Annotated in this window: 21 protein-coding genes; 11 read left to right on the top strand and 10 right to left on the bottom strand. The window is 50.7% G+C overall.

Annotated elements, in window-relative coordinates; genetic code table 11:
* Positions 1-191: 191 nt before the first annotated feature.
* Complete coding sequence (locus AC2215_RS20805; RefSeq protein WP_486811926.1) at positions 192-698, bottom strand: hypothetical protein; 507 nt, start codon at positions 696-698, stop codon at positions 192-194.
* A gap of 176 nt (positions 699-874) precedes the next feature.
* Between AC2215_RS20805 and AC2215_RS20800 the strand changes: the two genes are divergently transcribed.
* On the top strand, positions 875-1,675 hold the full coding sequence (locus tag AC2215_RS20800) for an SDR family NAD(P)-dependent oxidoreductase (RefSeq protein ID WP_486811925.1): 801 nt from the start codon (positions 875-877) through the stop codon (positions 1,673-1,675).
* Between the two features lie 835 nt (positions 1,676-2,510).
* Here AC2215_RS20800 and AC2215_RS20795 read toward each other — a convergent pair.
* Complete coding sequence (locus AC2215_RS20795) at positions 2,511-2,789, bottom strand: DUF2470 domain-containing protein (RefSeq protein ID WP_486811924.1); 279 nt, start codon at positions 2,787-2,789, stop codon at positions 2,511-2,513.
* 189 nt (positions 2,790-2,978) lie between these two features.
* On the opposite strand from AC2215_RS20795, the gene AC2215_RS20790 reads away from it, so the two are divergent.
* A complete protein-coding gene (locus AC2215_RS20790; protein ID WP_486811923.1) occupies positions 2,979-3,218 on the top strand; it encodes an NfeD family protein in 240 nt (79 codons plus the stop codon).
* 89 nt (positions 3,219-3,307) lie between these two features.
* On the opposite strand, the gene AC2215_RS20785 is transcribed toward AC2215_RS20790, so the two are convergent.
* Both AC2215_RS20785 and AC2215_RS20780 read right to left on the bottom strand, forming a co-directional pair.
* On the bottom strand, positions 3,308-4,708 hold the full coding sequence (locus tag AC2215_RS20785; protein ID WP_486811922.1) for a (Fe-S)-binding protein: 1,401 nt from the start codon (positions 4,706-4,708) through the stop codon (positions 3,308-3,310).
* Between the two features lie 256 nt (positions 4,709-4,964).
* Positions 4,965-6,290 (bottom strand): FAD-binding oxidoreductase, encoded by a 1,326-nt coding sequence (locus tag AC2215_RS20780; RefSeq protein WP_486811921.1) that lies wholly within the window; start codon positions 6,288-6,290, stop codon positions 4,965-4,967.
* Positions 6,291-6,523: 233 nt separating this feature from the next.
* Between AC2215_RS20780 and AC2215_RS20775 the strand changes: the two genes are divergently transcribed.
* On the top strand, positions 6,524-6,667 hold the full coding sequence (locus tag AC2215_RS20775) for a hypothetical protein (RefSeq protein ID WP_486811920.1): 144 nt from the start codon (positions 6,524-6,526) through the stop codon (positions 6,665-6,667).
* A 245-nt stretch (positions 6,668-6,912) separates the two neighbouring features.
* Positions 6,913-7,365: a TerB family tellurite resistance protein gene (locus AC2215_RS20770; RefSeq protein ID WP_486811919.1), complete on the top strand. Its 453-nt coding sequence runs from the start codon at positions 6,913-6,915 to the stop codon at positions 7,363-7,365.
* 248 nt (positions 7,366-7,613) lie between these two features.
* On the opposite strand, the gene AC2215_RS20765 is transcribed toward AC2215_RS20770, so the two are convergent.
* A complete protein-coding gene (locus AC2215_RS20765) occupies positions 7,614-8,435 on the bottom strand; it encodes a DUF928 domain-containing protein (RefSeq protein ID WP_486811918.1) in 822 nt (273 codons plus the stop codon).
* A gap of 1,017 nt (positions 8,436-9,452) precedes the next feature.
* On the opposite strand from AC2215_RS20765, the gene pyk reads away from it, so the two are divergent.
* From pyk to AC2215_RS20750, 3 genes are all read left to right on the top strand, one after another.
* Complete coding sequence (gene pyk, locus AC2215_RS20760; protein ID WP_486811917.1) at positions 9,453-11,216, top strand: pyruvate kinase; 1,764 nt, start codon at positions 9,453-9,455, stop codon at positions 11,214-11,216.
* Positions 11,217-11,486: 270 nt separating this feature from the next.
* Entirely contained in the window at positions 11,487-11,936 is a 450-nt protein-coding gene (locus AC2215_RS20755) for a TerB family tellurite resistance protein (RefSeq protein ID WP_486811916.1), read from the top strand.
* Between the two features lie 73 nt (positions 11,937-12,009).
* On the top strand, positions 12,010-13,941 hold the full coding sequence (locus AC2215_RS20750) for a S9 family peptidase (protein WP_486811915.1): 1,932 nt from the start codon (positions 12,010-12,012) through the stop codon (positions 13,939-13,941).
* A gap of 411 nt (positions 13,942-14,352) precedes the next feature.
* Here AC2215_RS20750 and AC2215_RS20745 read toward each other — a convergent pair whose 3' ends face one another.
* The gene (locus AC2215_RS20745; protein ID WP_486811914.1) at positions 14,353-14,721 is read right to left on the bottom strand and encodes an EamA family transporter; all 369 of its coding nucleotides are present in this window, start codon (positions 14,719-14,721) and stop codon (positions 14,353-14,355) included.
* A gap of 181 nt (positions 14,722-14,902) precedes the next feature.
* On the opposite strand from AC2215_RS20745, the gene AC2215_RS20740 reads away from it, so the two are divergent.
* Both AC2215_RS20740 and obgE read left to right on the top strand, forming a co-directional pair.
* Positions 14,903-15,598 carry a Mo-dependent nitrogenase C-terminal domain-containing protein gene (locus tag AC2215_RS20740; protein WP_486811913.1) on the top strand — a complete coding sequence of 232 codons (696 nt, stop codon included), beginning with the start codon at positions 14,903-14,905 and terminating at the stop codon, positions 15,596-15,598.
* 249 nt (positions 15,599-15,847) lie between these two features.
* Positions 15,848-16,864, top strand: a complete 1,017-nt coding sequence (gene obgE / locus AC2215_RS20735) for a GTPase ObgE (RefSeq protein ID WP_486811912.1) — start codon at positions 15,848-15,850, stop codon at positions 16,862-16,864.
* Positions 16,865-16,928: 64 nt separating this feature from the next.
* Here obgE and AC2215_RS20730 read toward each other — a convergent pair whose 3' ends face one another.
* Positions 16,929-17,213: a hypothetical protein gene (locus AC2215_RS20730; RefSeq protein WP_486811911.1), complete on the bottom strand. Its 285-nt coding sequence runs from the start codon at positions 17,211-17,213 to the stop codon at positions 16,929-16,931.
* A 253-nt stretch (positions 17,214-17,466) separates the two neighbouring features.
* Between AC2215_RS20730 and AC2215_RS20725 the strand changes: the two genes are divergently transcribed.
* Positions 17,467-18,102, top strand: a complete 636-nt coding sequence (locus tag AC2215_RS20725; protein WP_486811910.1) for a peroxiredoxin — start codon at positions 17,467-17,469, stop codon at positions 18,100-18,102.
* 258 nt (positions 18,103-18,360) lie between these two features.
* Here AC2215_RS20725 and aspS read toward each other — a convergent pair whose 3' ends face one another.
* From aspS to coaE, 3 genes are all read right to left on the bottom strand, one after another.
* Complete coding sequence (gene aspS / locus AC2215_RS20720; protein WP_486811909.1) at positions 18,361-20,157, bottom strand: aspartate--tRNA ligase; 1,797 nt, start codon at positions 20,155-20,157, stop codon at positions 18,361-18,363.
* Between the two features lie 246 nt (positions 20,158-20,403).
* On the bottom strand, positions 20,404-20,985 hold the full coding sequence (locus AC2215_RS20715) for a tetratricopeptide repeat protein (protein WP_486811908.1): 582 nt from the start codon (positions 20,983-20,985) through the stop codon (positions 20,404-20,406).
* 96 nt (positions 20,986-21,081) lie between these two features.
* On the bottom strand, positions 21,082-21,732 hold the full coding sequence (gene coaE / locus AC2215_RS20710; protein ID WP_486811907.1) for a dephospho-CoA kinase: 651 nt from the start codon (positions 21,730-21,732) through the stop codon (positions 21,082-21,084).
* A 227-nt stretch (positions 21,733-21,959) separates the two neighbouring features.
* Here coaE and AC2215_RS20705 point away from each other — a divergent pair, with 227 nt between their 5' ends.
* Positions 21,960-23,927 carry a GUN4 domain-containing protein gene (locus AC2215_RS20705; protein WP_486811906.1) on the top strand — a complete coding sequence of 656 codons (1,968 nt, stop codon included), beginning with the start codon at positions 21,960-21,962 and terminating at the stop codon, positions 23,925-23,927.
* Positions 23,928-24,001 lie beyond the last annotated feature (74 nt).

The following is a 24,001-nucleotide window of genomic DNA, read 5'->3' as shown; positions in this document are numbered from 1 at the left end:
CCTCTTTGAGCATCAGGGTTCTCTAGGAACCGGATTTGGGATGAGAGGTTTGTTTGTCTTCTCAGTTTTGAGGGGGTTTTGAGTCGAGCAACCGTCGAAGAACCTGCCCGACGATCGCGATCGCTCTATTCCCGACACCCGACACCCGCTCGCCCCACCCTAACGAGACATAGTCTGATTCCGAACGGAGGTTATTGAGGTTGTTGGCTGAAGAAAATATCGTAGTCGTAGGAGTTACCCCAGTCCCCAACCCAGATTTTGTAGCGTCCGGCGGAGTAAGCACCGGAGAGTTCCGGCAGCACCCCATTTTCATCGTCGCCACACAACTGCTCGCCATTGGGTTGCTCCACGAGCAGGGTTACATCTCCGGGGGCATCGACCCAAATCCGCAGGAAGTCAAAATCCGATTCGAGATCTAATCGATGATCGGGGGTATTATCGATTTCTCCGCATTCTTCGGTGGTGGTAGGACCACCAGATTTGCCACTACCAGCTTGGGGGTCGGGTTGAAAGCCTGGAGAGAGTTTAAAGTCTTCAAATTGAGCGTGTTGGTGGGCGTGGGAGGTTAGCTCTTGGGGAATACCCGCTCGAACGGCTGTCGGAAATAAGGCGATTAAACCCAAGCTCGTGCAACAAAGGTGCCAAGCAACAACAGATTTTGCGGCAGATTTTGCGGCAGATTTTGCGGTCGCGTTCATGGGTAACAAGTCAGAGATAAGGTTAACTCTACTAGGATGAAGGTTATTATAGCTAAGTCTAATTTTCGAGAGCATAGCTATTGTCTCTTATAGAGGATTCAGTTCCGACATGGCCATCGAAGGCGCTCGCAAATTATTCTGGCACAATCGAAAAGACCTATTATTCGTTTTCAATTATGGCTTCGACGGTGTTGATTACCGGTGCATCTCAAGGAAGCGGTCGTGCAACGGCGTTGCGCTTTGCACGGGAAGGTTACGATGTGGTGTTGGCCGCACGAGGGCGCGATCGATTAGAAGCCGTGGCCCAAGAGGTGCGCGCTCTGGGGAGGCAGGCTTTGGCTCATTCTACCGATGTGGGGGATTCCCAACAAGTGAAGGGGTTAGTAGATGCAGCTCTCGATCGCTTTTCGCGGATTGATGTACTGGTCAACAACGCCGGCATTTGTCTGAGGGGAAAGATGGAAAAAACGACGTTAGAGGATTGGCATCAGCTCTTTCATACTAACTTTTTCGGCTACGTCTATACTATCGATGGCTTGCTGCCTCATTTTTTAGAACGCGGTTCTGGGGCGATCGTCAATGTTGGCTCTTTTGGCGGGAAAGTGCCTTTACCGAATATGACGGCTTATTGTGCGAGTAAGTACGCGGTGACGGGATTGACGGAAACCTTGCGTTTGGAATTAGAACCCCAAGGGATTACCGTTTGTGCGGTGCATCCGGGGGTGATTAATAGCGATTTCCTCGAACGGGCGATGTTTCGGGGGGACGATGGTGCGGAGTCTGAAGAACGCCGCCAGCAAATGAGCGAACTGCTCAAATCCTCTTGGGTCTCTCAGCCGGAGGACATTGCGAACGCGATTTGGAAAGCACTGCGGAACCGCCAGGGGGAAGTTGTTGTCGGTCCGGTTGTTTTGGCAACAGAAGCCTATCGACTGTTGCCAAAAGCGGTGGAGTGGTTATTTAAAATGCAAAGCTAGTGCTGCTACGCAGAATTAAAAATGCCCAATTAAAAATTTAAAATGCTTACTCTACATCGCTTTGCTGCGTTTGAGAGCTAGGTCGTTATTTCTGGGGCGCTGCACTAGAAAAATCGCGATCGCCAGGCAGACAATGAACCCTGAAGGCGGATACTGGGAGCCTTGGATGTAAAGAGGCCGGTGTTCGAGCGGACTTTCATAAACAGTCGTGGCGACGACTACAATTGCAATTTCGATCGAACTTTAGCCGGCCGAAAACTTGGTAATCAGTGCATTAATAAAATTAAAGCTCAAAAAAGATACGAACAGAAATAAGAACACAAATAAGGTAATGCTAAAGGTTGCTCTTGCTCGACCGATTGCGCGACTTTTATTTCGGCTCATCAGAAACATAACTCCAACTAATTAAAACACTATATTTTTTAAAATACAGATTCTGAAATTATATTTCTTCTCTCGAATCATCAGTTTCGTTCTTTACATTTTTTCTGGTTTTTGGCAATATTTCTTAAAGTTAGGATTCAGAGATGGGTCATCCGTCGTCAGCGATACTCCTTTGAAGTCGGCTTACGAATGGCTTTAGATTCTGAGAACCAGCTACAATTTCAGGAATTTTGGCTTGGAAGAGGTGCAAGCTATAAGCTCGATCGAAGTTTTAAACGAACGACTGATGATTGCTCGCTAAATACTTAAACAAAAACGACCTACTCTATAAATTTGTAGTGCCTAAATGATTAGACATAAAAATAATAAAAGGAGATCGAACAAATCGACCGCCTTTTAAATAATTATCTCAAAAATTGAATTAAAAATTGAGAATTTATTTCTTTTAGGGTTACTTTTTGCGGGCAGATTTGAGCATGTCGACTAAGGTATGGTGCGCATCTTCTGCATCTTTAAGATCGCGTTCGAACTTGACGCGAACCGGGAGAGTTTCACCATTCGCCTGCACTTGTAAATTCATCCCCTGAGAATCGATCGAAACCATTGTCGCTTCTGTTGCTTCAGCACAGTTTCCATATGCCGTCGCATAGAGAACCAAGGCATCGGCATGATCTTCATTCATATGCTTGCAAATGCGATCGCTGACGGCTTCAGGAATCGTATTGGTCATGGCAAAGCACTATCCTTATCTATGAATTTTCAGAGTTTCCGTATTGTACACCGTTGGAGTCTTGTCATAACTCTACCTGTTGAAGTCAGGCACAAATCCAGCAAAAGTCAGGCACGATCGATCGCTCCACCGTCACGAACTCCGACAGAGATTCACGAAGATATAGATATCGAATTCAACGCAAAACAGATGAAACTCAACAACCGACAAACCAATGGCTTTCAATTCTTTACCGGTCGTGCCATCGTCGATGAAGCCATCGAACCGGGCAAGCGGGGACGGGTGCGATTCCGGGGTTCTTTTTGGTTCGCTTTGTGCGACTGTACCCTAACCCTGCGTCCGGGTACCACCGTACAAGTAGTGGGTCGCAATAAAACCACCCTACTGGTCGAACCCATGCCCGTGACCCACTTTCCCTGTGCCGGATAAATGGCAGTTCGTTCGGTTTCTCGAGACAGGCGGTTGCCAACAATCGCCCCCAGAAAGACTCTAACGAGGGTCATTGATTCTGTTTCATTCTAAATCTCTAGCTTCTGACCCCGCATCGATAAATCTAACAATTCGATCGGGTGTTTTAGGGGAATCTCTTTCCCTTGCAACTGTAAATGTTTTTGAATTTGCAGAGAACAACCGGGATTCGCCGACGCGATTAAATCTGCTCCCGTATTCGCTAAGTTGTCCACCTTTTGTTGTCCGAGTTCGTCGGCCACTTCCGGCTGCAGCATATTATAAACCCCCGCACTGCCACAACACAGCGATGCGTCGATGGGTTCGCGTAATTTCACACCGGGAATTTGCCGCAGGAGTTGGCGCGGTTGGGCGCTAATTTTTTGCCCGTGCAGCAAATGGCAGGCATCTTGATAGACAAGGGTTAAATCCCGATCGCAAATGGGGTGTAACTGGGCGGTTAATCCCGCTTCCACTAAAAATTCATTCACATCTTTCACCTGGGCGGAAAAGGCAATCGCTCGATCTCGATACGCCTCGTCATCCTGTAAAATATGACCGTACTCTTTCAGGGTATGCCCGCATCCAGCGGCATTGATAATCACCGCATCCACATCAGTTCCAGCGAAGCTATCGATAATTTGACGGGCGAGGGCTTGGGCTTGTTGTTCTTGCCCCTGGTGGGCGGGTAAAGCAGCACAACAGCCTTGGCTTTTGGGAATCACAACTTCGCAGCCATTCGCCGTAAGCACTCGGACTGTCGCTTCGTTCACTGGGTGGAAGAAGAAACGCTGGACGCAACCGAGCATCATTCCCACCCGAAATCGTTTCTCCCCTTGTGCTGGAATTACCTCGGGAAAAGTGGCGTTCATTGCCCCCGATGAAATTTGCGGTAAAATCGATTCCATTGCACCTAACCGGGCAAAAAGTTTGGAGAGCAATCCACTCGATCTCACCAGTTTTTGCAACCCAGATTTCTGATAGAAATAGAGGGGAAGCAGGGTTGCTTTCAGGCGGTTAGGATAAGGGAATAAATTGAAAATAAGGGTGCGCAAAAGACGATCGTCTGTCGAGCGAGAAACGTTGCGTTCGACCTGGGGGCGGGTGGCGGCAATCAGCTTGTCGTATTGTACCCCCGACGGGCAGGTGGTGACGCAAGCCAAACATCCCAAACAGGTATCAAAATGTTCTGATGCCGTCTCTAAATCTGCCTCCCCTTTATTGATGGCATCCATCATATAAATACGCCCCCGAGGGGAATCCATTTCTGTCCCCAATACTCGATAACTGGGGCAAGTGGACAGGCAAAATCCACAGTGAACGCAAGTATCGATTAAGGATTGTTTGGGGGGATGTTGTGTATCGAAATTCGTGGTTGCCAGGTCTTCAAAATGGGGGTTTTGCCCGAGAAAGTTGCTCTCTTTAGCGGGCTTGAGAGAGTTTGTGGCAATTTTATTTTCAGAGGATTGCATTTTTGTCAAGAGTTAATCTCGTTTTTTCGATTTTTTTTAAACTGAATCTGATTTCGATCGCATGATGCATTTATATTATTGAGTCAATGCGATCGGCTATATAACAGTTCGTACCCTTTTGATTACAAATGTTCAGTCATGGGGAATAGGAAATAGGGAATAGAAAAAACTATTTTTTCCATCGTGTAAACAAACCAGTGCGAAGCGGTACAGATTGTCAGGTTTGAGCTGAGAGCTGACAGCACGAAAAATTTGCCTACACTAAAAATCGATCGGGATTGAGAATGTTTTGCGGATCGAACTTCTGTTTGATGGTTTTCATGATACCGATCGCATTCCCGCTATAGCCCCAAAGATCGAGTTTTGGCTTAACAGAAATTGGAGCTTCCAGAACGCTCAAAAATCCCCTTTTCCCCTCCAATGCCGATCGCAACCTGGAGATTCGATCGAGATAAAATTTCCCGTTCTTGCCGTTCATTTGTACCCGTCCCAACCCACACCCGCCATGAACGATGCCAATGGCATTTTCGGGTAAAATCTTGTCGAGTAAGGTCAAAATAGAAACCGCTTCAGTGGGGATAACTCCTATTTTGCCGGTAATTTGAGTGTCTCGATCGCCCGATTCCATTAGAATTCGCGATCGCTGCCATAAGTCCGTCTCCGCATCATCCCGAAAAGTTTGATGTTGCAACTCTAATTTGTTAGCAACTTCCAAAACGCGATCGGACTGTTCCGTTACGCTTTCAGGTAAACTTTGAAAGCGCACCATCAACCCCATGGCATTGCCTACCCCCAAACCAGTTGCAAATCCGGTGGAAAGGAGGTCAACGGCGGTGGGAGTGAGGGCGGAGGAAAGAATCGTTTGCGCGGCAGAAGCGATTGCATTACCCGTTCCCGTCAGTACCAACGTTGCCGACGCTTCTGGAATCGGATAAACCCGAAACGTCATCTGGGTGACGATTCCCAGGGTGCCGTAAGACCCCGTCAGCAGCTTCATCAAATCGTATCCGGCAACGTTTTTCACCACCCGTCCCCCGGCTTTGACAAGTTCGCCATCGTGGCGGCAAAATGAAATCCCCAGGAGTTGGTCTCGGACGCTGTTGTAGCGATGTCGCCAGCTTCCGCCGTCCCCCGTCGCCATGATGCCGCCAATGGTAGCTTGGTGTGCGTAGGCCGGATCGATGGCTAAAAATTGGTTGTTCTGTGCCAGCAGGTTCTGAATATCGGCAAACTTCATCCCAGCTTCCACCGTCAGGGTAAACTCCTCCACGGCATAGTCGATAACCCGGTTCAACCGCTGAGTACTGACGACCAGATTGGCACCTTCCGCCAATCCCCCCCAGTGGAGTTTGCTGCCTTCCCCCGTGGGTAACACCCGCCATCGATTGCGATTCGCCAGTGCCATCACTTTTCCCAGTTCCGCTGGGGTTTGGGGAGAAACCATCAGTTCCGGTTGTACTCCAGGGGTAACAGCTGCCAAAATCTGCTGGCGTTTCTGTAATGGCAAGTCTTCCCAATAGCAGAGGCGATCGCGATCGAGAATTTGTGTCAGTTCTGTCAGTTCTGCGGCTATGGCACCCATGCTGTCCCTTATCCGATGTCTTTGAAGCTAATACCATCATCCTACAGGTTTTGGGTGGTTCGGGGTTTTGGGGAAGCTTTGGGGACGATCCCAGAACCGTGAATTTTTAATTGTTAATTCTTAATTCACGCGGTGTGCGCTCTTTTTGCACTCGAAAGGATGGTGAGCGAGTTGAAAAGTCTCCCTTTTCCCCTTTCCCCCGTGGGAGAGGATTTTGGAGAATTAAGTTGCACATGGCGTTAATTCTGCATTCTCAACTCTCGGGAAAGATCGAATGGATCGAGCAAGATAATGTCAGCATTCAGCTATCAGCCGTCAGCTATCAGCTTGTTTCACCTCTCAACTTCTGGGATTTCAATGGGTTCAGCTACCACTGAATCCTAATTCCGCTCTGATAACGATAACTCTAATTCCACCCAGGCGAGGGGGCGTTTTCTGACCATCGCCGATCGCTGATAGCTAAGTGCTGAATGCTTACAAGATAATGATAAGCTAGAGCGAAGATAAAGGGGGGTTTCAAACCGTTGTTTCGGATTAAATTCAGACCCCAATCCCGCCCTCAGAGTCGCGCATCGCATTCTTGTCCACTCAATTCTCTCAATCGCAAATTTGGAGTTCGCAAATGAGCATTCGCTTTGACGTTTCCGAAGCATTTATGGCCGTCGGAATTACAATTATTTCCGCAGACGAGCGCTGTACGGCTAAAGAAACGGCGATGATGCTGGAAATGTTTAAAAGCCTCGATCTTTTGAGGGTTGACCCCGACGAAGACTATGAAGAAGCCTGGGAAGCCCTATTCGATCGCACCTTAGCAAAAATCGATCGTTTGTTTCCCAATCGCGATCTATCCCTGAGCGATGCTCAACTCACCCTACTCATTTCAGTCATTTATCAGTCCGTCCCTAAAGATCATGCCGACATGCTCTTTCGCCTCGCCGTTGCCGTTGCCGTTGCCGATGGTATAGAACCCCGAGAACTCGATATCATCAAGCGGTTGAAAAAAGCGTTTAAAATCGATCCGGAACTGACGCGGAAAATTGTCGCCGAGAGTAAGGCGATGGCATTGAAATCTTAGCAGGAATTTGGAAAGGAGAGGGGTTGAGCCAGGATTGATTCAGACTTCTACTTAAGCATTCAGCGATTGGCCGCCAGCCATCAGCTTCAAAGGGGTCTGAAGAGCTGACTATTTAGCTCTTCGAAGCCGCACGATGCGTTATTGAGGTGAGAGAACTTCAACGAATACTGACGGTGTTGAATTCAAACGTCGATCGCTGACGGTTCAATGCTGACCTTCGACTCATCCCCTCCAATACCCGGTACTTTTTAGAGTTGTTCGTCGGTATTCTCTAAATTACAGCACTCGACGAACGGTTCTCGAGCAATCGTTGCCAAACCCACATCTTCCGATTGAAGTAAGTCTTCCCACTGCTGTTGAAGCTCGATGTTATTGGGTTGAGAATCGATGAGGTCGGCGAGAATGGCGATGGTTTCGTGCCAAACCCCTTTCGTACCGTATGCGACCGCTTGTTCGAGGGGAGTGGCATTTTCTAAATTCCCCACCAGTTCCGAATCCGCTTCCATCCGTTGGATGCTTCCTGCAGCAAAGGGGAAGCGCACGTCGATTTCACTCGACTCATCCAATGCCAAACTCACATACCATGAATAAGTCTGACCCACTTCGAGCGGGGGTCGATCTTCAGGTAGTTCTAACTTTACAATTCCCGGTGCGTTCGGGATTGCAAATCGGGTTTCGTACACGATTTCCTGGTCGCCATCCTCTTCATACAGACTGAACTCGGCATAATTGCAATCCGAGTCGGGAACGTAAACGAAAAAAGCCGGATGAGAGTCAACGGTCAATCCCACACCATTTTGAGGAAGCAGGAGCGTTAGTCCGGAACTCGAACGCCGGTTGCAAACCTGAGAACTACGGGTTCCTCCACCGACTGAATTACTCGGCACGCTGTCACCGCCATCAGGAGACTCAAAAACCACTTGGTATGCTAACTCATCGAGATGCCGTTCGAGTCGGCCATTGGGAAGCGTATCGAGACCACCCGCAGACACTGGGAAACCCATGGTTCCCCCTAATGCTAGAACGGCCAAACCCATTGGCAAGTGCAAGCGAATTTTTTCGATCGACATAATCTTACTTTTCTCCCTAGTGAATCGTCACGGTTCTAGAATTTAGGATGTAGATGGTCTTTGTTGGGGTTTACGGAATTTGTTGAGTCCGAACCAATGAAACTCTAAATTATCCGTTATCTGTGCACCTTCCCCCCCATTCTCAGTTTACCGATAACAACTCAGTCTTCCAACCGGGTTGATAATAAGTCCGGTGTAAAATGATCACTGCAAACAGACAAAAAATATTCCTCAATTCGATTCTATCAGCTTTATTTTTCTCTAAGGTACCCGACCGGGGTACTATAAAATTTAAAACTTTCAATCGCGATCGATGTTCTGGAGCGTCAAACCCAAGAAAAATCGAAATTGCAAAATTTACCAGATTATTCTGGCGGTTTCGGAATAAAAAAGATAAAATGTTCCCTCAAATGAAAAAAATAAATTTCAATCGTTATATTTAAAGTCTAAATCAAATTAATCCATTCACTTTCTGGGATTAAAGTGCACTGGGCAATCGTCAATTTAGTCAGTCCATCACCTCGCATTTGAGAACGACTCTCCTTCGATTTTCCAACAATTCAGATCCACTCCGCTTTAGACATCCCACAATCGGTCATGAGATAGCAGTTGCCAGCAGGGGGAGGACTCTCCTCTTCACAAGTGTAGGTTTTTTACTCAGGGGTGAGTCGGTACTTTCTGAGTGGGCAGAAACGATGCTCAAACAACCATGATTCGATCGCCCTCGAATAATTCACGGAGAAAATGTCAATGGGAAGCGAATGAAAAACCTTGATTTGAGCGACTTTGGTAAAAAATCTACACTTGTCAGGGACTCTCCTCCCCCACTCCCCTTGCAACCCCGGCTCCCCCTGCTCCTCTTGAGCGTCTATCAATTCGTAGAACTATGGCCATAGATGGGGGAACGAAAAAATTTTGGAAATTACGCTCTTCAATGTAAGCAAACCGAGGCGATTGTGAGACACTATCCACAAGGGAATTGCCAAATTCCTCGCGAGCCGTTTAGATTGTGCGTTCATGCAACTAAAAACCCCCCTGCGTCGAACCAAAATTGTCGCCACCATCGGCCCGGCAACCAGTAGCCCAGAAGTCTTGAGGGCGCTGATTGGCGCTGGAGCAACCACCCTGAGGCTAAACTTCTCCCACGGGACTCACGAAGACCACCAGCGCAGTATTCGCTTAATTCGCCAAACCTCCTTCGAGCTAAACCAACCCGTCGGCATTCTCCAAGACCTGCAAGGTCCGAAAATTCGTCTGGGACGCTTTGAAAACGGCTCCATCCAACTCAAAGAAGGAGATCCGTTCACCCTGACCAGCCAATCTGTTGTCGGCACTCAAACCATCTCCTCTATTACATACGAACCCCTGGCCCGAGAAGTTCCCGAAGGGGCGATGATTCTGCTCGACGACGGACGGGTGGAAATGCAGGTGGAAAAAATCGATCGCGCCGCCGGAGAACTCTACTGTCGGACGGTGGTTGGGGGGAAACTCTCCAATAACAAAGGGGTCAACTTTCCCAAAGTTTACTTGTCGGTGAAAGCCCTAACGGACAAAGATCGTAAGGATTTGATGTTCGGACTCGATCGCGGCGTAGATTGGGTGGCCTTGAGCTTCGTGCGCAATCCCCAGGATGTCCTCGAAATTAAAGAACTCATTTCCAGTGCCGGGAAAAACGTGCCGGTGATTGCCAAAATCGAAAAACACGAAGCCATCGAGCAAATGGAGGAAGTTCTCTCCCTATGCGACGGGGTGATGGTGGCACGGGGGGATTTGGGGGTCGAACTCCCGGCAGAAGATGTCCCCATCCTACAAAAACGGCTGATTCGGACGGCGAATCGTTTGGGAATTCCGGTGATTACCGCCACCCAGATGCTCGATAGCATGGTCTCCTCACCCCGGCCGACGCGGGCGGAAATTTCCGACGTGGCTAACGCCATTCTCGACGGTACCGATGCGGTGATGCTCTCCAACGAAACCGCCGTCGGGTCTTATCCCATTCGCGCCGTAGCAACGATGGCCCAGATTGCCGTGCGCATCGAAAAGGAACAAATTACTCAAAATATTACTAACGTCGATGATACGGGGCGATCGGTTCCCAACGCCATCAGCCAAGCCGTGGGTCAAATTGCCTCTCAACTGGAAGCCTCGGCAATTATGACCCTCACCAAAACCGGTTCGACGGCTCGCAACGTCTCCAAGTTTCGACCCGATCGCCCCATTCTAGCAGTAACGCCCCATATGGACGTGGCGCGACGGCTACAACTGGTTTGGGGAGTCAAACCGTTGTTGGTGTTAGATTTGCCCTCCACCGGGCAAACCTTCCAAGCGGCACTCAGCGTCGCTCAAGAAAATGAGTTGCTCTCGGAAGGGGATTTGGTGGTGATGACGGCTGGAACTTTACAGGGGGTCGCCGGTTCGACGGACTTAATTAAAGTCGAAGTGGTGACGGCGGTTCTGGGTCAAGGCATTGCCCTGGGTCAAGGCTTAGTCAGCGGTCCGGCACGTATCGCTCGCAGCGTTTTGGAAGTCGGAAGCTTCAATCCCGGCGAAATTCTGGTAACCCCCCGCACCAGTGCGGATTTTGTGGATGTGATTCGCAAGGCCGCTGGAATCATTACCGAAGACGACAGCCTCAAGAGCCATGCGGCGGTCATCGGCTTGCGGTTGGGGGTTCCGGTGATTGTGGGAGTGAAAAATGCCACCCAACTGATTCGCGACGGCGCGATTCTCACCCTGGATTTGGAGCGAGGATTAATTTATTCCGGTGCCCTAGGGGGGTAGGGAATTCGGAGGCGCGGAATTATCGCCATATTCAGTGACCTTAGGACAATTTAGTGCGAATGCGTGCGCGTGTGCGGAGCATACAAACATCTTGCTCGCATTTCCAATCGATCTGGCCAAAAAATATCCTAACCCGTCTGAGTACCGCGATAAATTAGAGATGGGGTGACATTCCAGACGGGGTGAATCGCGAGTCGTCAATTTTTTACGATCGATTCACTCTCCCTAATGCTCCCCCTGCGTCCCCTGCCCCCGCAACCTCCATTGCCGATGATGAATTTAGAATTCGATCGCGCTGAAGCATTTATGGCATTGGGTTTAGCGATCGTCGCTGCCGATGGCGAAATTTTGGCAGCAGAAACGGGCTGTTTGCAAGAGGTCTTTGAGATGCTCGCTCCGATTTCTGCCCAAGATAAAACAGAATTTGAAAACAAGTATTTAGAAATATTTGAGTCAACATTTGAAAAGCTTTATAGTGCCTTTCCAAACGAAAACTTAATCCTCAACGAACCGGAACTCGATCGCTTAATCTTGGCAATTCTAACGGTGATTTCCGAAGCAGAACGAGGTCAATTACTCGAACTAGCCATGCGAGTGGCTCTAGCTGACGGTTTAGATCGGCGAGAAGAAAAGATTATCGATCGACTCCAACAACATTTAAAAATATCACCGGAAGTCATTCGTCAGATCCGGGAAAACTGTGAGTATCCAATTTGTTAAAAATTCCCGATTTTTCGGTAAATTCTGTTAAAAATAATAGTAATACACTCAAGAGACAATTAGTCCGCAATCGATGACCGAAGACGAACGAAAGATGGCTCCCTACGGAGCCTGGAAATCTCCCATTACCTCAAGCTTAATTGTATCGGAAACCATTGGTTTGGGGGGAGTGGCAACAGATGGAGAGCGGGTCTACTGGCTTGAAGGCCGACCCGCAGAAGGGGGACGGAACGTGTTGGTAAGCCGCACCCCAGACGGTCAGACCCAAGATATCACCCCAAAGGGTTTTAACGTGCGAACCCGCGTTCACGAGTACGGTGGCGGCGCGTTTGCCATCAAGAACGAAACGGTTTATTTTTCTAACTTTGCTGACGGTCGACTGTACGCCCAAACCCCGGACAGCGAACCTAGAGCAATCGTTGGGGACGCCAAACTGCGCTACGCGGACATGCGGATCGATACCCCGAGAGATCGCCTCATCTGCGTGCGAGAAGACCATACCGGAGACGGGGAAGCACTCAACACCATCGTTAGTATCGATCGGGCAACTGGCAAAACCGATGTTCTGGTTTCAGGCAACGATTTTTACGCCTCCCCCTCCTTGAGTCCCGACGGATCGCAACTAGCGTGGTTGACCTGGAACCATCCCTGTATGCCTTGGGATGGCACCGAGTTATGGGTAGCGACCATTGGGGAGAATGGGACAGTTGAGAACCCGCAAAAAGTCGCCGGTAGCAAGACCGAATCGATTTTCCAGCCTCAATGGTCTCCTGATGGGGTGTTGTATTTCGTCAGCGATCGCACGGATTGGTGGAATCTCTATCGCTGGAGGGACGGGGCGATCGAACCCTTGCATCCCATCGCCGCGGAATTCGCCACTCCCCAGTGGGTGTTCGGAATGTCAACCTACGCCTTTGCTGGAGACGGGCGTATCGTTTGTACCTATACCCAGCAAGGATTGTGGCATCTGGCAACGATCGATACGACAACGAAAGAATTTCGCCCAATCGAAACCCCTTACACCCAAATTTCCGGCATCACCGCAGCGGGCGATCGGGTGCTGTTCCTGGGGGGATCGGCCGATCGGGCGACGGCGATCGTTCAACTGGATTTAGCCACCCAGACAAGCGAAATTCTGCGGCAATCGACGCAAATCGATCTCGACCCCGGCTATCTTTCGACGCCCAAGCCGATCGAATTTCCCACGGAAAACGGTACCACGGCCTTTGCCTTTTTCTATCCCCCCACCAATCGAGACTACAGTGCCCCCGAGGGAGAAAAACCGCCGCTGCTGGTGAAAAGTCACGGCGGCCCCACCGCGAGTACTTCTACCAGTCTCCGTCTCTCGATTCAATACTGGACCAGTCGCGGCTTTGCCTTCCTCGATGTCAACTACGGCGGCAGTACCGGCTACGGACGGGAGTACCGCCAGCGGCTGCAAGGCAATTGGGGAATCGTCGATGTCGATGACTGTGCCAATGCGGCGCGGTACGTTGCCAAACGCGGATGGGTCGATGGAGGACGACTGGCGATCGCCGGTGGCAGTGCGGGGGGCTACACCACCTTGGCTGCCCTCACCTTTCGAGATGTATTTAAAGCGGGGGCAAGTTACTACGGAGTCAGCGATTTGGAAGTTCTGGCAACCGATACCCATAAATTCGAGTCGCGCTACCTCGATGGTTTAATTGGTCCTTATCCGGAACGCCAAGATTTGTATCAGGCGCGATCGCCGATTCATTTTACCGATCGCCTCTCCTGTCCGACGATCTTTTTCCAGGGTCTCGAAGATAAAGTGGTTCCCCCCAACCAAGCCGAGATGATGGTGGCAGCTTTGGAGAAAAAAGGGCTACCGGTGGCTTACGTTCCCTTCGAGGGGGAACAGCATGGATTCCGCAAGGGGGAAAATATCAAGCGTGCCCTCGATGGTGAGTTTTATTTCTACTCCCGCGTCTTCGGTTACCAACCGGCAGAGGATTTAGAACCGATCGAGATTGCCAATGGTTAATTGAGGTGAGTGAAAATCTACGGAATCCGTGTTCGAGAAGGTAGATCCCAGCTGAAAACGGAGTAGATATTTTCAGGGTGGGTTGTTTTTGGTGCGGGGATTAGACTTGCCATGACTAACGACCCACCTACTTCGGGCTTGCTGAATAAGTCAGCCGCCCCTTGCTCACTAGCTCATAAATCATCCCGCTCCCTAGCTCCTATGGTTATGTGTAGGTTGAGGGTGCAAAAAAACGATTTTTGCGGAAACCCTTGATACATCAAGACTTCGACTGAAAATAACTGTGATGACCTGCCGAACCTGGCTTTCAAGGGTTGTTCAAGGCACGATCTCCAAGTTTTGTCCTGTACTCAGGTCGGGGGCGATAATTTCTCCAGAACCGGAATTGTCAGTATTTCACCGAACTCGATCTTACTTCTGCCAAATCACCAAAATCACCCCGCAGATAATGAACCCCAACCCCACCAAACGAATCGGGGGAATGGTTTCGTTGAACACAAAAAACCCCAGCAGCACCGAAATCACGTAAACTAAAGCGATCGCCGGTCCTGCCACGCTGAGGTTCACCTTTGTCAGCAAGAGAATATAGGCGAGTGCCCCTACCCCATAACAACACAAACCACTGACGAGTTCGGGGGTCGTGACGATACTCCAGATATAGCCGATGGCATCGCGGGCGTTAACGGTTCCTAACTTCAAAGCCCCGGATTTGAGAAGATATTGCCCCACAGCGTTGGTTAATATTGAAATGAAGAACAAACCAAATTCTTGGGGGGTCATATCATATCAGGATAGCGACGGGTCTTGGGGTGGATGAAGCGATCGCACGGGAAGGCAGCCCGATCGCAGTTTAATTTTGGCGATCTCCTCGACCGTCTTCGGCTTGCCCGCCAGACAATCGCAGTATCTTTAAAAATACACTTCACAAAACATCATTATAGTTGAGACCCACGAAACTTTTATGACCGGTACCGTTAAATCCTCTTATACTGACGAACAAACTGCGGCATGGCTGCGGGGCTTGCTAGCGATTGCCTGGGCAGATGGCAACTTCGACGAAGAAGAGCAAAAAGCGATCGCTGCTCTCACTCAAGAAGAGATTCCCTTTGACCTGGCCAATCTCAAACCCATTTCCCCCGAAGATTTGGCAGCCGTTCTCGGTTCGGATGAAACGATCGCCCAAAACTTCCTGAGAACGGCGGTGATGGTAGCCCTGGCCGATGGCATCTATACCGCTTCTGAGGACGAAGTGCTGCACCAATTTTGCGTCGCCCTCAACCAAAAAGTCGATGCGATCGATTCCCTGCGCCATACCCTCGAAGATATTCAAAAAACGGAGGCAACCGATGCATCTTCGAGTGCTGCAAGTCCTCTGCGCCCCCCCCAGGACGGACCCAGAATCAACGTTTTAGCGCCGGTTCGGGAATGGCTGGATCGTCTAGAGATGGAAGATCCCAAGGTTGCCCGATTTTTGTGTAAAATGATACCCTCTCAATGTCCGTTCGAGCGGGATGTCAAGCTGTTCGGTCGCAAGATCGTTCACATTCCCCCCATGTGTAAGCTCAATCCCCTTTACGAACAGTTAGTGGGTTTGCGCTTTCGGGCCCTGTCCTATCTCGCTGATGAATGCGAGGAAGATGTTACGCCTTATCTGTAACGAGAGGTCGGGGGAACGCTCGTTATCCCTCTCAAAACGCTGACGGGTTACCCCATAACGCCACGTGCTACTCAATTCTCCCACACCCCATCGAGCGGGAAAAGGGGGAATCGATCTGCTCGGTCACTCCGTGACTTGGCATTCAGTTGTACGTGGGGTCAACAAGAATAGACACATTACCGATCGCAGACCGTTGAATCCAAACCATAAGTTCGCCGTACTGCGCTCGGTAATTTAAGCGAGAAAACGATGCAATTTATCGATCGGGTTGAAGTTGAAGTCGAAGGTGGAAAAGGCGGCGATGGCATCGTTTCCTTTCGCCGCGAGAAATACGTGCCTGCTGGCGGTCCTTCCGGCGGTAATGGCGGGCGAGGGGGGTCTGTGGTTCTGGTGGCAACCGAACGCCTGCAAACTCTCCTCGATCTAAAATACGCCCACCGCTTCAAAGCCGATGATGGCAAACGGGGAGGTCCGAGCAATCGTACCGGGGCCTCGGGAAACGATCGCATCCTCGAAGTGCCCTGCGGAACCATGGCCTATAATGCCGAAACCGGCGATGTCATCGGCGATCTAGTCACACCCGGTCAGTCGTTGTGCGTCGCGGCTGGGGGCAAAGGGGGGTTGGGCAACAAGCATTTCTTGAGCAACAAAAATCGAGCACCCGAACATGCCCTACCCGGACTTCCCGGCGAAGTTTGCCAACTGCGTTTGGAGTTGAAACTCCTGGCAGAGGTGGGGATTATCGGACTGCCGAATGCCGGTAAATCGACGCTGATTGCCGCTCTGTCTGCCGCCCGACCGAAAATTGCCGATTATCCTTTCACCACCTTAATTCCGAACCTCGGTGTGGTGCGCAAGCCTACGGGAGATGGAACGGTGTTTGCCGATATCCCCGGACTGATCGAAGGGGCCCATTTGGGTGCGGGGTTGGGTCACGAGTTCCTGCGCCATATCGAACGAACGCGCCTGTTATTACATATAATTGACGTCACCACTAAAGATCCGATCTCCGAATATCAAGTGATTCGAGACGAACTTGCATCTTACGGTCGGGGGTTGACCGATCGCCCGCAGATTATCGCCCTCAATAAAATGGATGCAGCCGATCGCGACGAAGAAGAAATCGATGCGATCGCGACCCAGTTGCACGAACTCACCGGCGATTTGGTGTTTCGAATTTCTGCTGTTTCCCGGCTGAATCTCGATGCTCTGTTAAACGAAATTTGGCAAGGTCTCGATGCATTGGCTGAGCGAACTACTGTTTAAGGACGCTCCGGAGGCTCAGAGGGGGAGATGGGGAAAAGCATCGCAACAGACCCATTGTCAATTGTCAATTGTCCATTTCCCCGTAGGAACTCCGCTGCCGATAATCACCGCAATCGATCGCATCTTCCGACATGGCAATCGTCGGGTTCACCGGGCACTTGAGGCGATGGTCGTTGGTGAAGAAGATACAATTCGCACAAGGAATTTGGTGCATCTGTTTGGCCTGTTCGACTCCCGAGGAAATCGCCGAGTGCAGGTTCATCACCAGGGTGGCGATCGCCACCCAAGCACAGACAAAGCAGATGGGAACCAGGAAGGGTTCGAGGGTCTGAAGAAGCGGATGTAGCATTAAGAGAAACTATCGGTAGGAGTCCACAGCGATCGTCGTTGGGTTTTCGACCGATACGGTTGGCTTCTGAGCCGCAGTACTTTATCTTGTTACTCGATCGGCAACCCATCAGCAATTCTAATACACCCGATTAATAAATTCGATGAACATTAAAAAGAGCTAAAACCCGATCGGTGAACCGTAGTTTTGTGAGATCATTGAAAACTGCAACTAAAAAATGTTCCTAATTTTACAATTTTCGGAGACCTAACTTATGGCCCTTCAACTCGGCGATAAAGTCCCTGATTTCACTCAAGACTCCTCTCAAGGCACCATTAATTTTTATGAATGGGCTGGAGATAGCTGGGTCGTTTTATTCTCCCATCCCGCCGACTACACCCCCGTCTGCACGACGGAACTCGGGGCAGTTGCCAAACTCTCCTCGGAGTTCGAAAAGCGTGGCGTTAAAACCATCGCCCTCAGTGTCGATAGTGCCGAATCTCACCAAGGCTGGATTGGAGACATCAACGAAACCCAGTCCACAACAGTGAACTATCCGATTTTGGCAGATCCCGATCGCAAAGTCTCGGATCTTTACGGTATGATTCACCCCAACTCCCTCAACAACCTCACGGTTCGTTCTGTTTTCATCATCGATTCGAGCAAGCGGCTGCGTTTGACGATTACCTACCCTGCGAGCACCGGACGCAATTTCGATGAAATTCTGCGCGTCATCGACTCCCTGCAACTCACGGACAACCACAGCGTTGCCACCCCCGTGAACTGGAAAGATGGCGATGATTGCGTCGTCGTGCCTTCTATCTCTACGGAAGATGCGAAGCAGAAATTCCCCAAAGGTGTCGAGGAAATTAAGCCCTATCTGCGCATGACTCCGCAGCCGAACAAGTAAGACTGGGCTGACGCTAGTCGTACCGATAAAGCATGATGGGTCGGGGCGAATTGTATTCGCCCTTTTGTTTGAAAAACTTTTCGTCCGAGTGCGCTTAAATACTGGAGTTTAGACTAAACGATGGGATCTCCGTCGGAATCCACCTCGCCTGTGAGTAAATAGACACTCTGGGCAGTTGCCGATCCATTCTAAACAGCCGAATCAGGGACATCTTGCCCAGATGCCCCTAGAAAATTCAATTCGAAGATTCAACCAGCCCTAACCCTTCGGCTTATTCGGTTTAAACGTCGAAGCCACGTGCAACTCCTTCAACTGCTTGGCATCTACGCTAGCCGGCGCATCTGTAAGCAAACACCGGGCTTGCTGCGTCTTCGGAAAGGCGATCGCGTCCCGAATCGATTCTTCCCCTGCCATCAGCATCACCATCCGATCCAAACCGTAGGCAATACCGCCGTGGGGTGGGGTTCCGTACTCGAAAGCTTCAAGCAAGAATCCAAACTTAGCGTTGGCTTCCTCTTCCGATAATCCGATCGCCTCAAATACCCGTTCCTGGACCTCTCGCTGGTAAATTCGCAGGCTGCCGCCCCCGATTTCCGTGCCGTTGTAGACTAAATCGTAAGCTTGGGCGCGGGCGGTTTTTAGGTCGTCGATATCTTCGGGATAGGGGGCTGTGAAGGGGTGGTGCAGGGCTTCGAGGCGCTTCTCGTCGGCGTTCCACTCGAACATCGGAAACTCGACGATCCACAGCAAATCGATTTTGTCATCGTCGATTAAGCCTAACTGCCGGCCGATAACCAACCGTAAGCGATCGAGGGTTTTATTCGCCGTTGCTGCATCTCCTGCCGCAAACAGTAGCAAATGACCGGGTTGCGCACCGGTTCTGGCGAGCAATTCATCCTTTTGTTCGGCACTTAAATTATCTTTAATCGCCCCGATGGTATCGATTTCGCCGCCTTCTTTCACCCGAATATAAGCCAGTCCCCGCGCCCCGGCTTCGCTGGCTTCTTTAAATAAATCCCCACCCGGTTTAATCCGCACGTTGGAAATAACCGAATCCGCGCCGGGAATCGGCAGAATTTTAACGATGCCCCCGGCTTTCACCGCATTGGAAAATACTTTAAATCCGGAATCCTTCATCAAATCCGACACGTCCACCAGCTCCAACCCGAACCGAGTATCCGGCTTATCGGAACCGTAGCGATCCATGGCTTCGGCGTAGGTGAGGCGGGGGAAGGGACGGGGAATATCAACACCTTTGACGGTTTTGAACAGATGACAAACCAGGGCTTCGTTGAGTTCGAGAATTTCCTCCTGGGACATGAAACTCATTTCCATATCCAACTGGGTGAATTCCGGCTGGCGATCGGCCCGCAAATCCTCATCCCGGAAGCATCGGGCAATTTGATAGTAGCGATCGACCCCCGACACCATCAACAGTTGTTTGAACAGTTGCGGCGACTGCGGCAGGGCATACCATTCCCCCCCGTTGACTCGCGACGGCACCAAATAATCCCGCGCTCCCTCAGGAGTCGATCGGGTTAGAATTGGAGTTTCCACTTCCATAAACTGGCGATCGTCTTCTAAAAAGCGGCGGATGGATTGAATAATTTGGTGGCGCAGTTGGAGATTTTTCGCCATCCTCTCGCGCCGCAAGTCCAAATAGCGATACTTCAGGCGCAACTCTTCTTTAACCGATTCCCCCTCAGCAGTCGAAACCTGGAACGGCAATTGTTTGCCTACCCCGTTGAGAAGTTCGAGTTCGTCGGCATAAACTTCAATTTCCCCGGTGGGGAGTTTGGGGTTGAGGGAGTCTTCAGGCCGCTGGGTCACCCGTCCCGTCACCCGCACTACGTACTCGTTACGTAGGGCTTCGACTTTTGCATAGGACTCGGGGGTGCGTTCGGGATCGCCGACGATTTGCACCACTCCCGCGCGATCGCGCACATCTACGAAAATCACCCCCCCGTGGTCGCGACGGCGATCGACCCAGCCACAAAGGGTGACGGTTTCGCCGATATGTTCGCTTCGCAGTTGTCCGCAATAGTGGGTTCGCATGGGCCGTGCCAATCTTAAAGAATTTCGATATCGTTGGGGTCAAACCTATTTATTATGTAGCATTTTCGATCGAATTCGATCTTCGATTGGCGACGCCTCGTAACGCTTCGGTGCAACTTGATTTCTGAAACCCTTGATTTTCCGTTTTCACTCGCGAGAATTTCCCAATATCGAGTCGCTCGAACCACGTGAATTCAAGACCTCAGCAAAAGTTGCACCAGCCGTTAGTATTTATTGAAGTTTGGACTATTCGATAAACAGCAACCGCAGCACGTCGGCGGTAAATGGATCTTCTCCCGCTTCGAGGGCATCGATCCAGGATTGACGTTGAAATTTGCGAGTATCGTTTTGGGCTCCTTCAACAAAGGTGGTGAAGTCGTCGATGGCACCTTCTCGATCGCCGCTCAAAGCCCGCGCTAAACCGCGACTGTCGATAATATTAATATTGTCTGGAGCCAGCGCTACCGCACTTTCGCAGGCATCGAGCACATCGCTCGCATAGCCCCAAAGACTGCCGTACCAACACAGCTTGTTCCAAGAATTCGCGCCGATGCCAAAAAATCCGTTGAGCATTTGCACTTCTTCGTAGGCAGCCAGCGCCTGTTCGATTTCTCCAAGCAGTACCAGACGCTCCGCTTCCGCCAGCAGTTCCGTCGGGGTGCGGTATCGTGCCGTGCGCGCGAGTTCTCCTTCTGGTATCTCTCCTCGTTGTCCCCGATTGGAGTCGGGGTTTTGGATCTCCTCGACGGGAGAAATTTCCCCATCTGTGGCGAGAGTTTGACTCCACGGTACCAGAGCCATCCCCGGAGCGGCTAACATTGACAGCACGATCGCGCTAAATTTTTGACGGAAACGATCTACACGAATTGCAAATGGAATTTGAAGCAACATTAAAACTGTTTCCCACATCACACCAAATCTAGACTAACGTAATGCCGCTTGGAGCTGCTTTACCCAAATTTCGGATGTCGAAGAGTTATCTAAAATCAAATTGGCTCGATCGCATTTGTCGACCGTTGGCATCTGCGACTCGATTCGGGCAGTGGCTTCTTCTAAGGTGAGGCGATCTCGTTTCATCAGTCGCTCTTTCTGCTGGTTTAGCGAACAAGAGACAACCCAAATTTCGCTGACTAAATCGGTCATTCGAGCTTCAAATAATAGCGGAATTGCCAACACGATCGGCTTTAGGGAATCACCGGCTTCGCGACGTTGGCGGTCATCGGCGATCTCCTCTAAAAACCGCCGACGCACGTAAGGATGAATCTGTTCTTCAAGCCACTGACGTTCCTGGGGATGCTCGAAGACAATACGACCGAGTTGACGGCGATTGAGAGTTCCATCAATCTGTAAAATTCTATCGCCGTAGTGCTGATGAATTTGCGCCAAAATTGGAGAAGGCGGTTGTACGGCTTCGCGAGCGTAGATATCCGCATCCAATATGGGTAAGTGATAGGTTTGGGCTAAATAATTAGCAACCGTAGATTTTCCGGTGGCAATTCCCCCCGTTAAACCGATAATCCGATCGAGGCGATCGTCTTTGCAACCCGAATTAGGTTCTAAATCGATTCTGTTCATTTTTGGCGAATAGTCAATGACGAATTGGGAAAAAGTCAATGGACAATTGACAATGAAAAATCGGTGATTCGTTATTCTCCACGTTCCCCCAATTCCCCCAATTCTCCCCTTTCCGAATTCCGAATTCCAAATTCCGAATTCCAGAGTCCCCCTTGAAGTAAGATCGTTTCAGTTAAGGTTTCGGGGGTGCGTCATATGTTTCATCACAGAGGAGAAAGAAGAGTTTTATGTGGGTATTAATCTTACTGGCAATTTTCATGGTCGTGTTGGTTGCTCTGGCTTTGGGAAATATGTTCCGAGGCAGCGATCGGCAAGACGTACGCCGTCCTTTACCCACTCCTCCCTCACCGCCACGACCTCCGAGACCTTCATCACCGCCAACATCGCCAGTCAGACCGGAAGGCTCCTCAGAGGAAAACCGTCCTAGCTCCCCTTCTTCTGGAGTCGATCGCATCCCCACATCTACCCCCGATCGATCGCCGGCACCCTCTCCAGGGCAACCCCTGCCCTCTAACTTTAACGATAATTCTACTGCCTCTGAGCCGAGGCAACCCCTGCCCTCTCCCTTCGCGGAAAATCGCCCGACATCGGGTCAGAATTTTCCCATTCCAACACCAACTCCATCAGTTCCCTCTCCGGTACCGGAACCAACCATTGAAGAAGTTCCACCGACTCCAGTCGTTCCCACCCCGGAACCGGAACCGGTGGCACAAATGGAGGAAACCCCATCCACTGAAGCGGTAACTCCGGCACCGGAACCGGAAGCAGAAGCGCAAAGCGAGGAAACCCCATCCACTTCACAACCAGCAGTTCCCACTCCGGAACCCGAAGCAGTAGCGCCAATCGAGGCAAAGCCATCAATTCGAAAACCGGTAACTCCCACCCCGGAATCGGTAGCGCCAATCGAGGCAACGCCACCAACTCGAGAACCACTCACTCCGGAACCAGAACCGGAATCGGTAGCGCCAATGGAGGAAACCCCATCCACTCGAGAACCACTCACTCCGGAACCGGAATCGGAACCGGTGGCACAAATCGAGGAAACCCCATCCACTCGAGAACCACTCACTCCGGAACCAGAACCGGAATTAGTAGCGCCAATGGAGGAAACCCCATCCACTGAAGCGCTCACTCCGGAACCGAAACCGGAACCGGTGGCACAAATCGAGGAAACTCCTGCACCAGAACGGGTAACTCCCACCCCGGAACCGGAATTAGTAGCGCCAATGGAGGAAACCCCATCCACTGAAGCGCTCACTCCGGAACCAGAACCGGAATTAGTAGCGCCAATGGAGGAAACCCCATCCACTGAAGCGCTCACTCCGGAACCGGAACCGGAACCGGTGGCACAAATCGAGGAAACTCCTGCACCGGAACGGGTAACTCCCACCCCGGAACCGGAACTCATAGCGCCAATGGAGGAAACCCCATCCACTGAAGCGCTCACTCCGGAACCGGAATCGGAACCAGTGGCACAAATCGAGGAAACCCCATCCACTCGAGAACCACTCACCCCATCACCGGAACCGGAACTCATAGCGCCAATGGAGGAAACTCCATCAACTTCACAACCAGTTGTTCCCACCCCGGAATCGGAAACGGTGGCGCAAATAGAGGAAACCCCATCAACGGAACAATCAGCAGTTCCCACAGCAGACACCGAATCCCTCATACCAGAAACCCAACCCACCCCAGAACCCGATCGCATCGCAGTTGCTCCCAGCTTTCCCCAATCGGATTTCAGCGATTTGGCAAGCGAGATGGGGGTGGACTATACCAAGCTGCGAGACTTACTCGCCGCACAAAATTACAAAGAGGCAGACGGTGAAACTCGGCACCTGATGGTGAATATCATCCGTGCGATGGAGCGCGATTATGACGGAAATCAAACCTTCGAGAATTTCCCCTGTACCGATTTGCGGACGATCGATCGCCTATGGGTACAATACAGCGAAGGGCGCTTCGGGTTGAGCGTGCAAAAGCCAATCTACGATGAAGTCGGGCAAAGTTACGAAGCTCTCGGCGATCGGGTCGGATGGCGAAAAGACGCTCAGTGGCTCAACTACCACGAACTAGCCTTTGACGCGCAAGCACCCACCGGACACCTACCGCGGGTGTTGTGGGTGAAAGTTTATGGCTATTGCGGTTGGGAACCGTCATCCCTAGCCCAAAGGCTGGCTAGTTGCGATTTTTAGGCAGCGATTTCCAAGACGCTTTCTTAGAATAAAAACTCTGAGAATAAAAAAAGCGCGATCGCTTCCGGGTTCGG

This window comes from Zarconia sp. (genome assembly GCF_057467645.1).
Note: the sequence above shows the minus strand (reverse complement) of the source record. Positions and strands in the feature narration are given on the sequence as shown.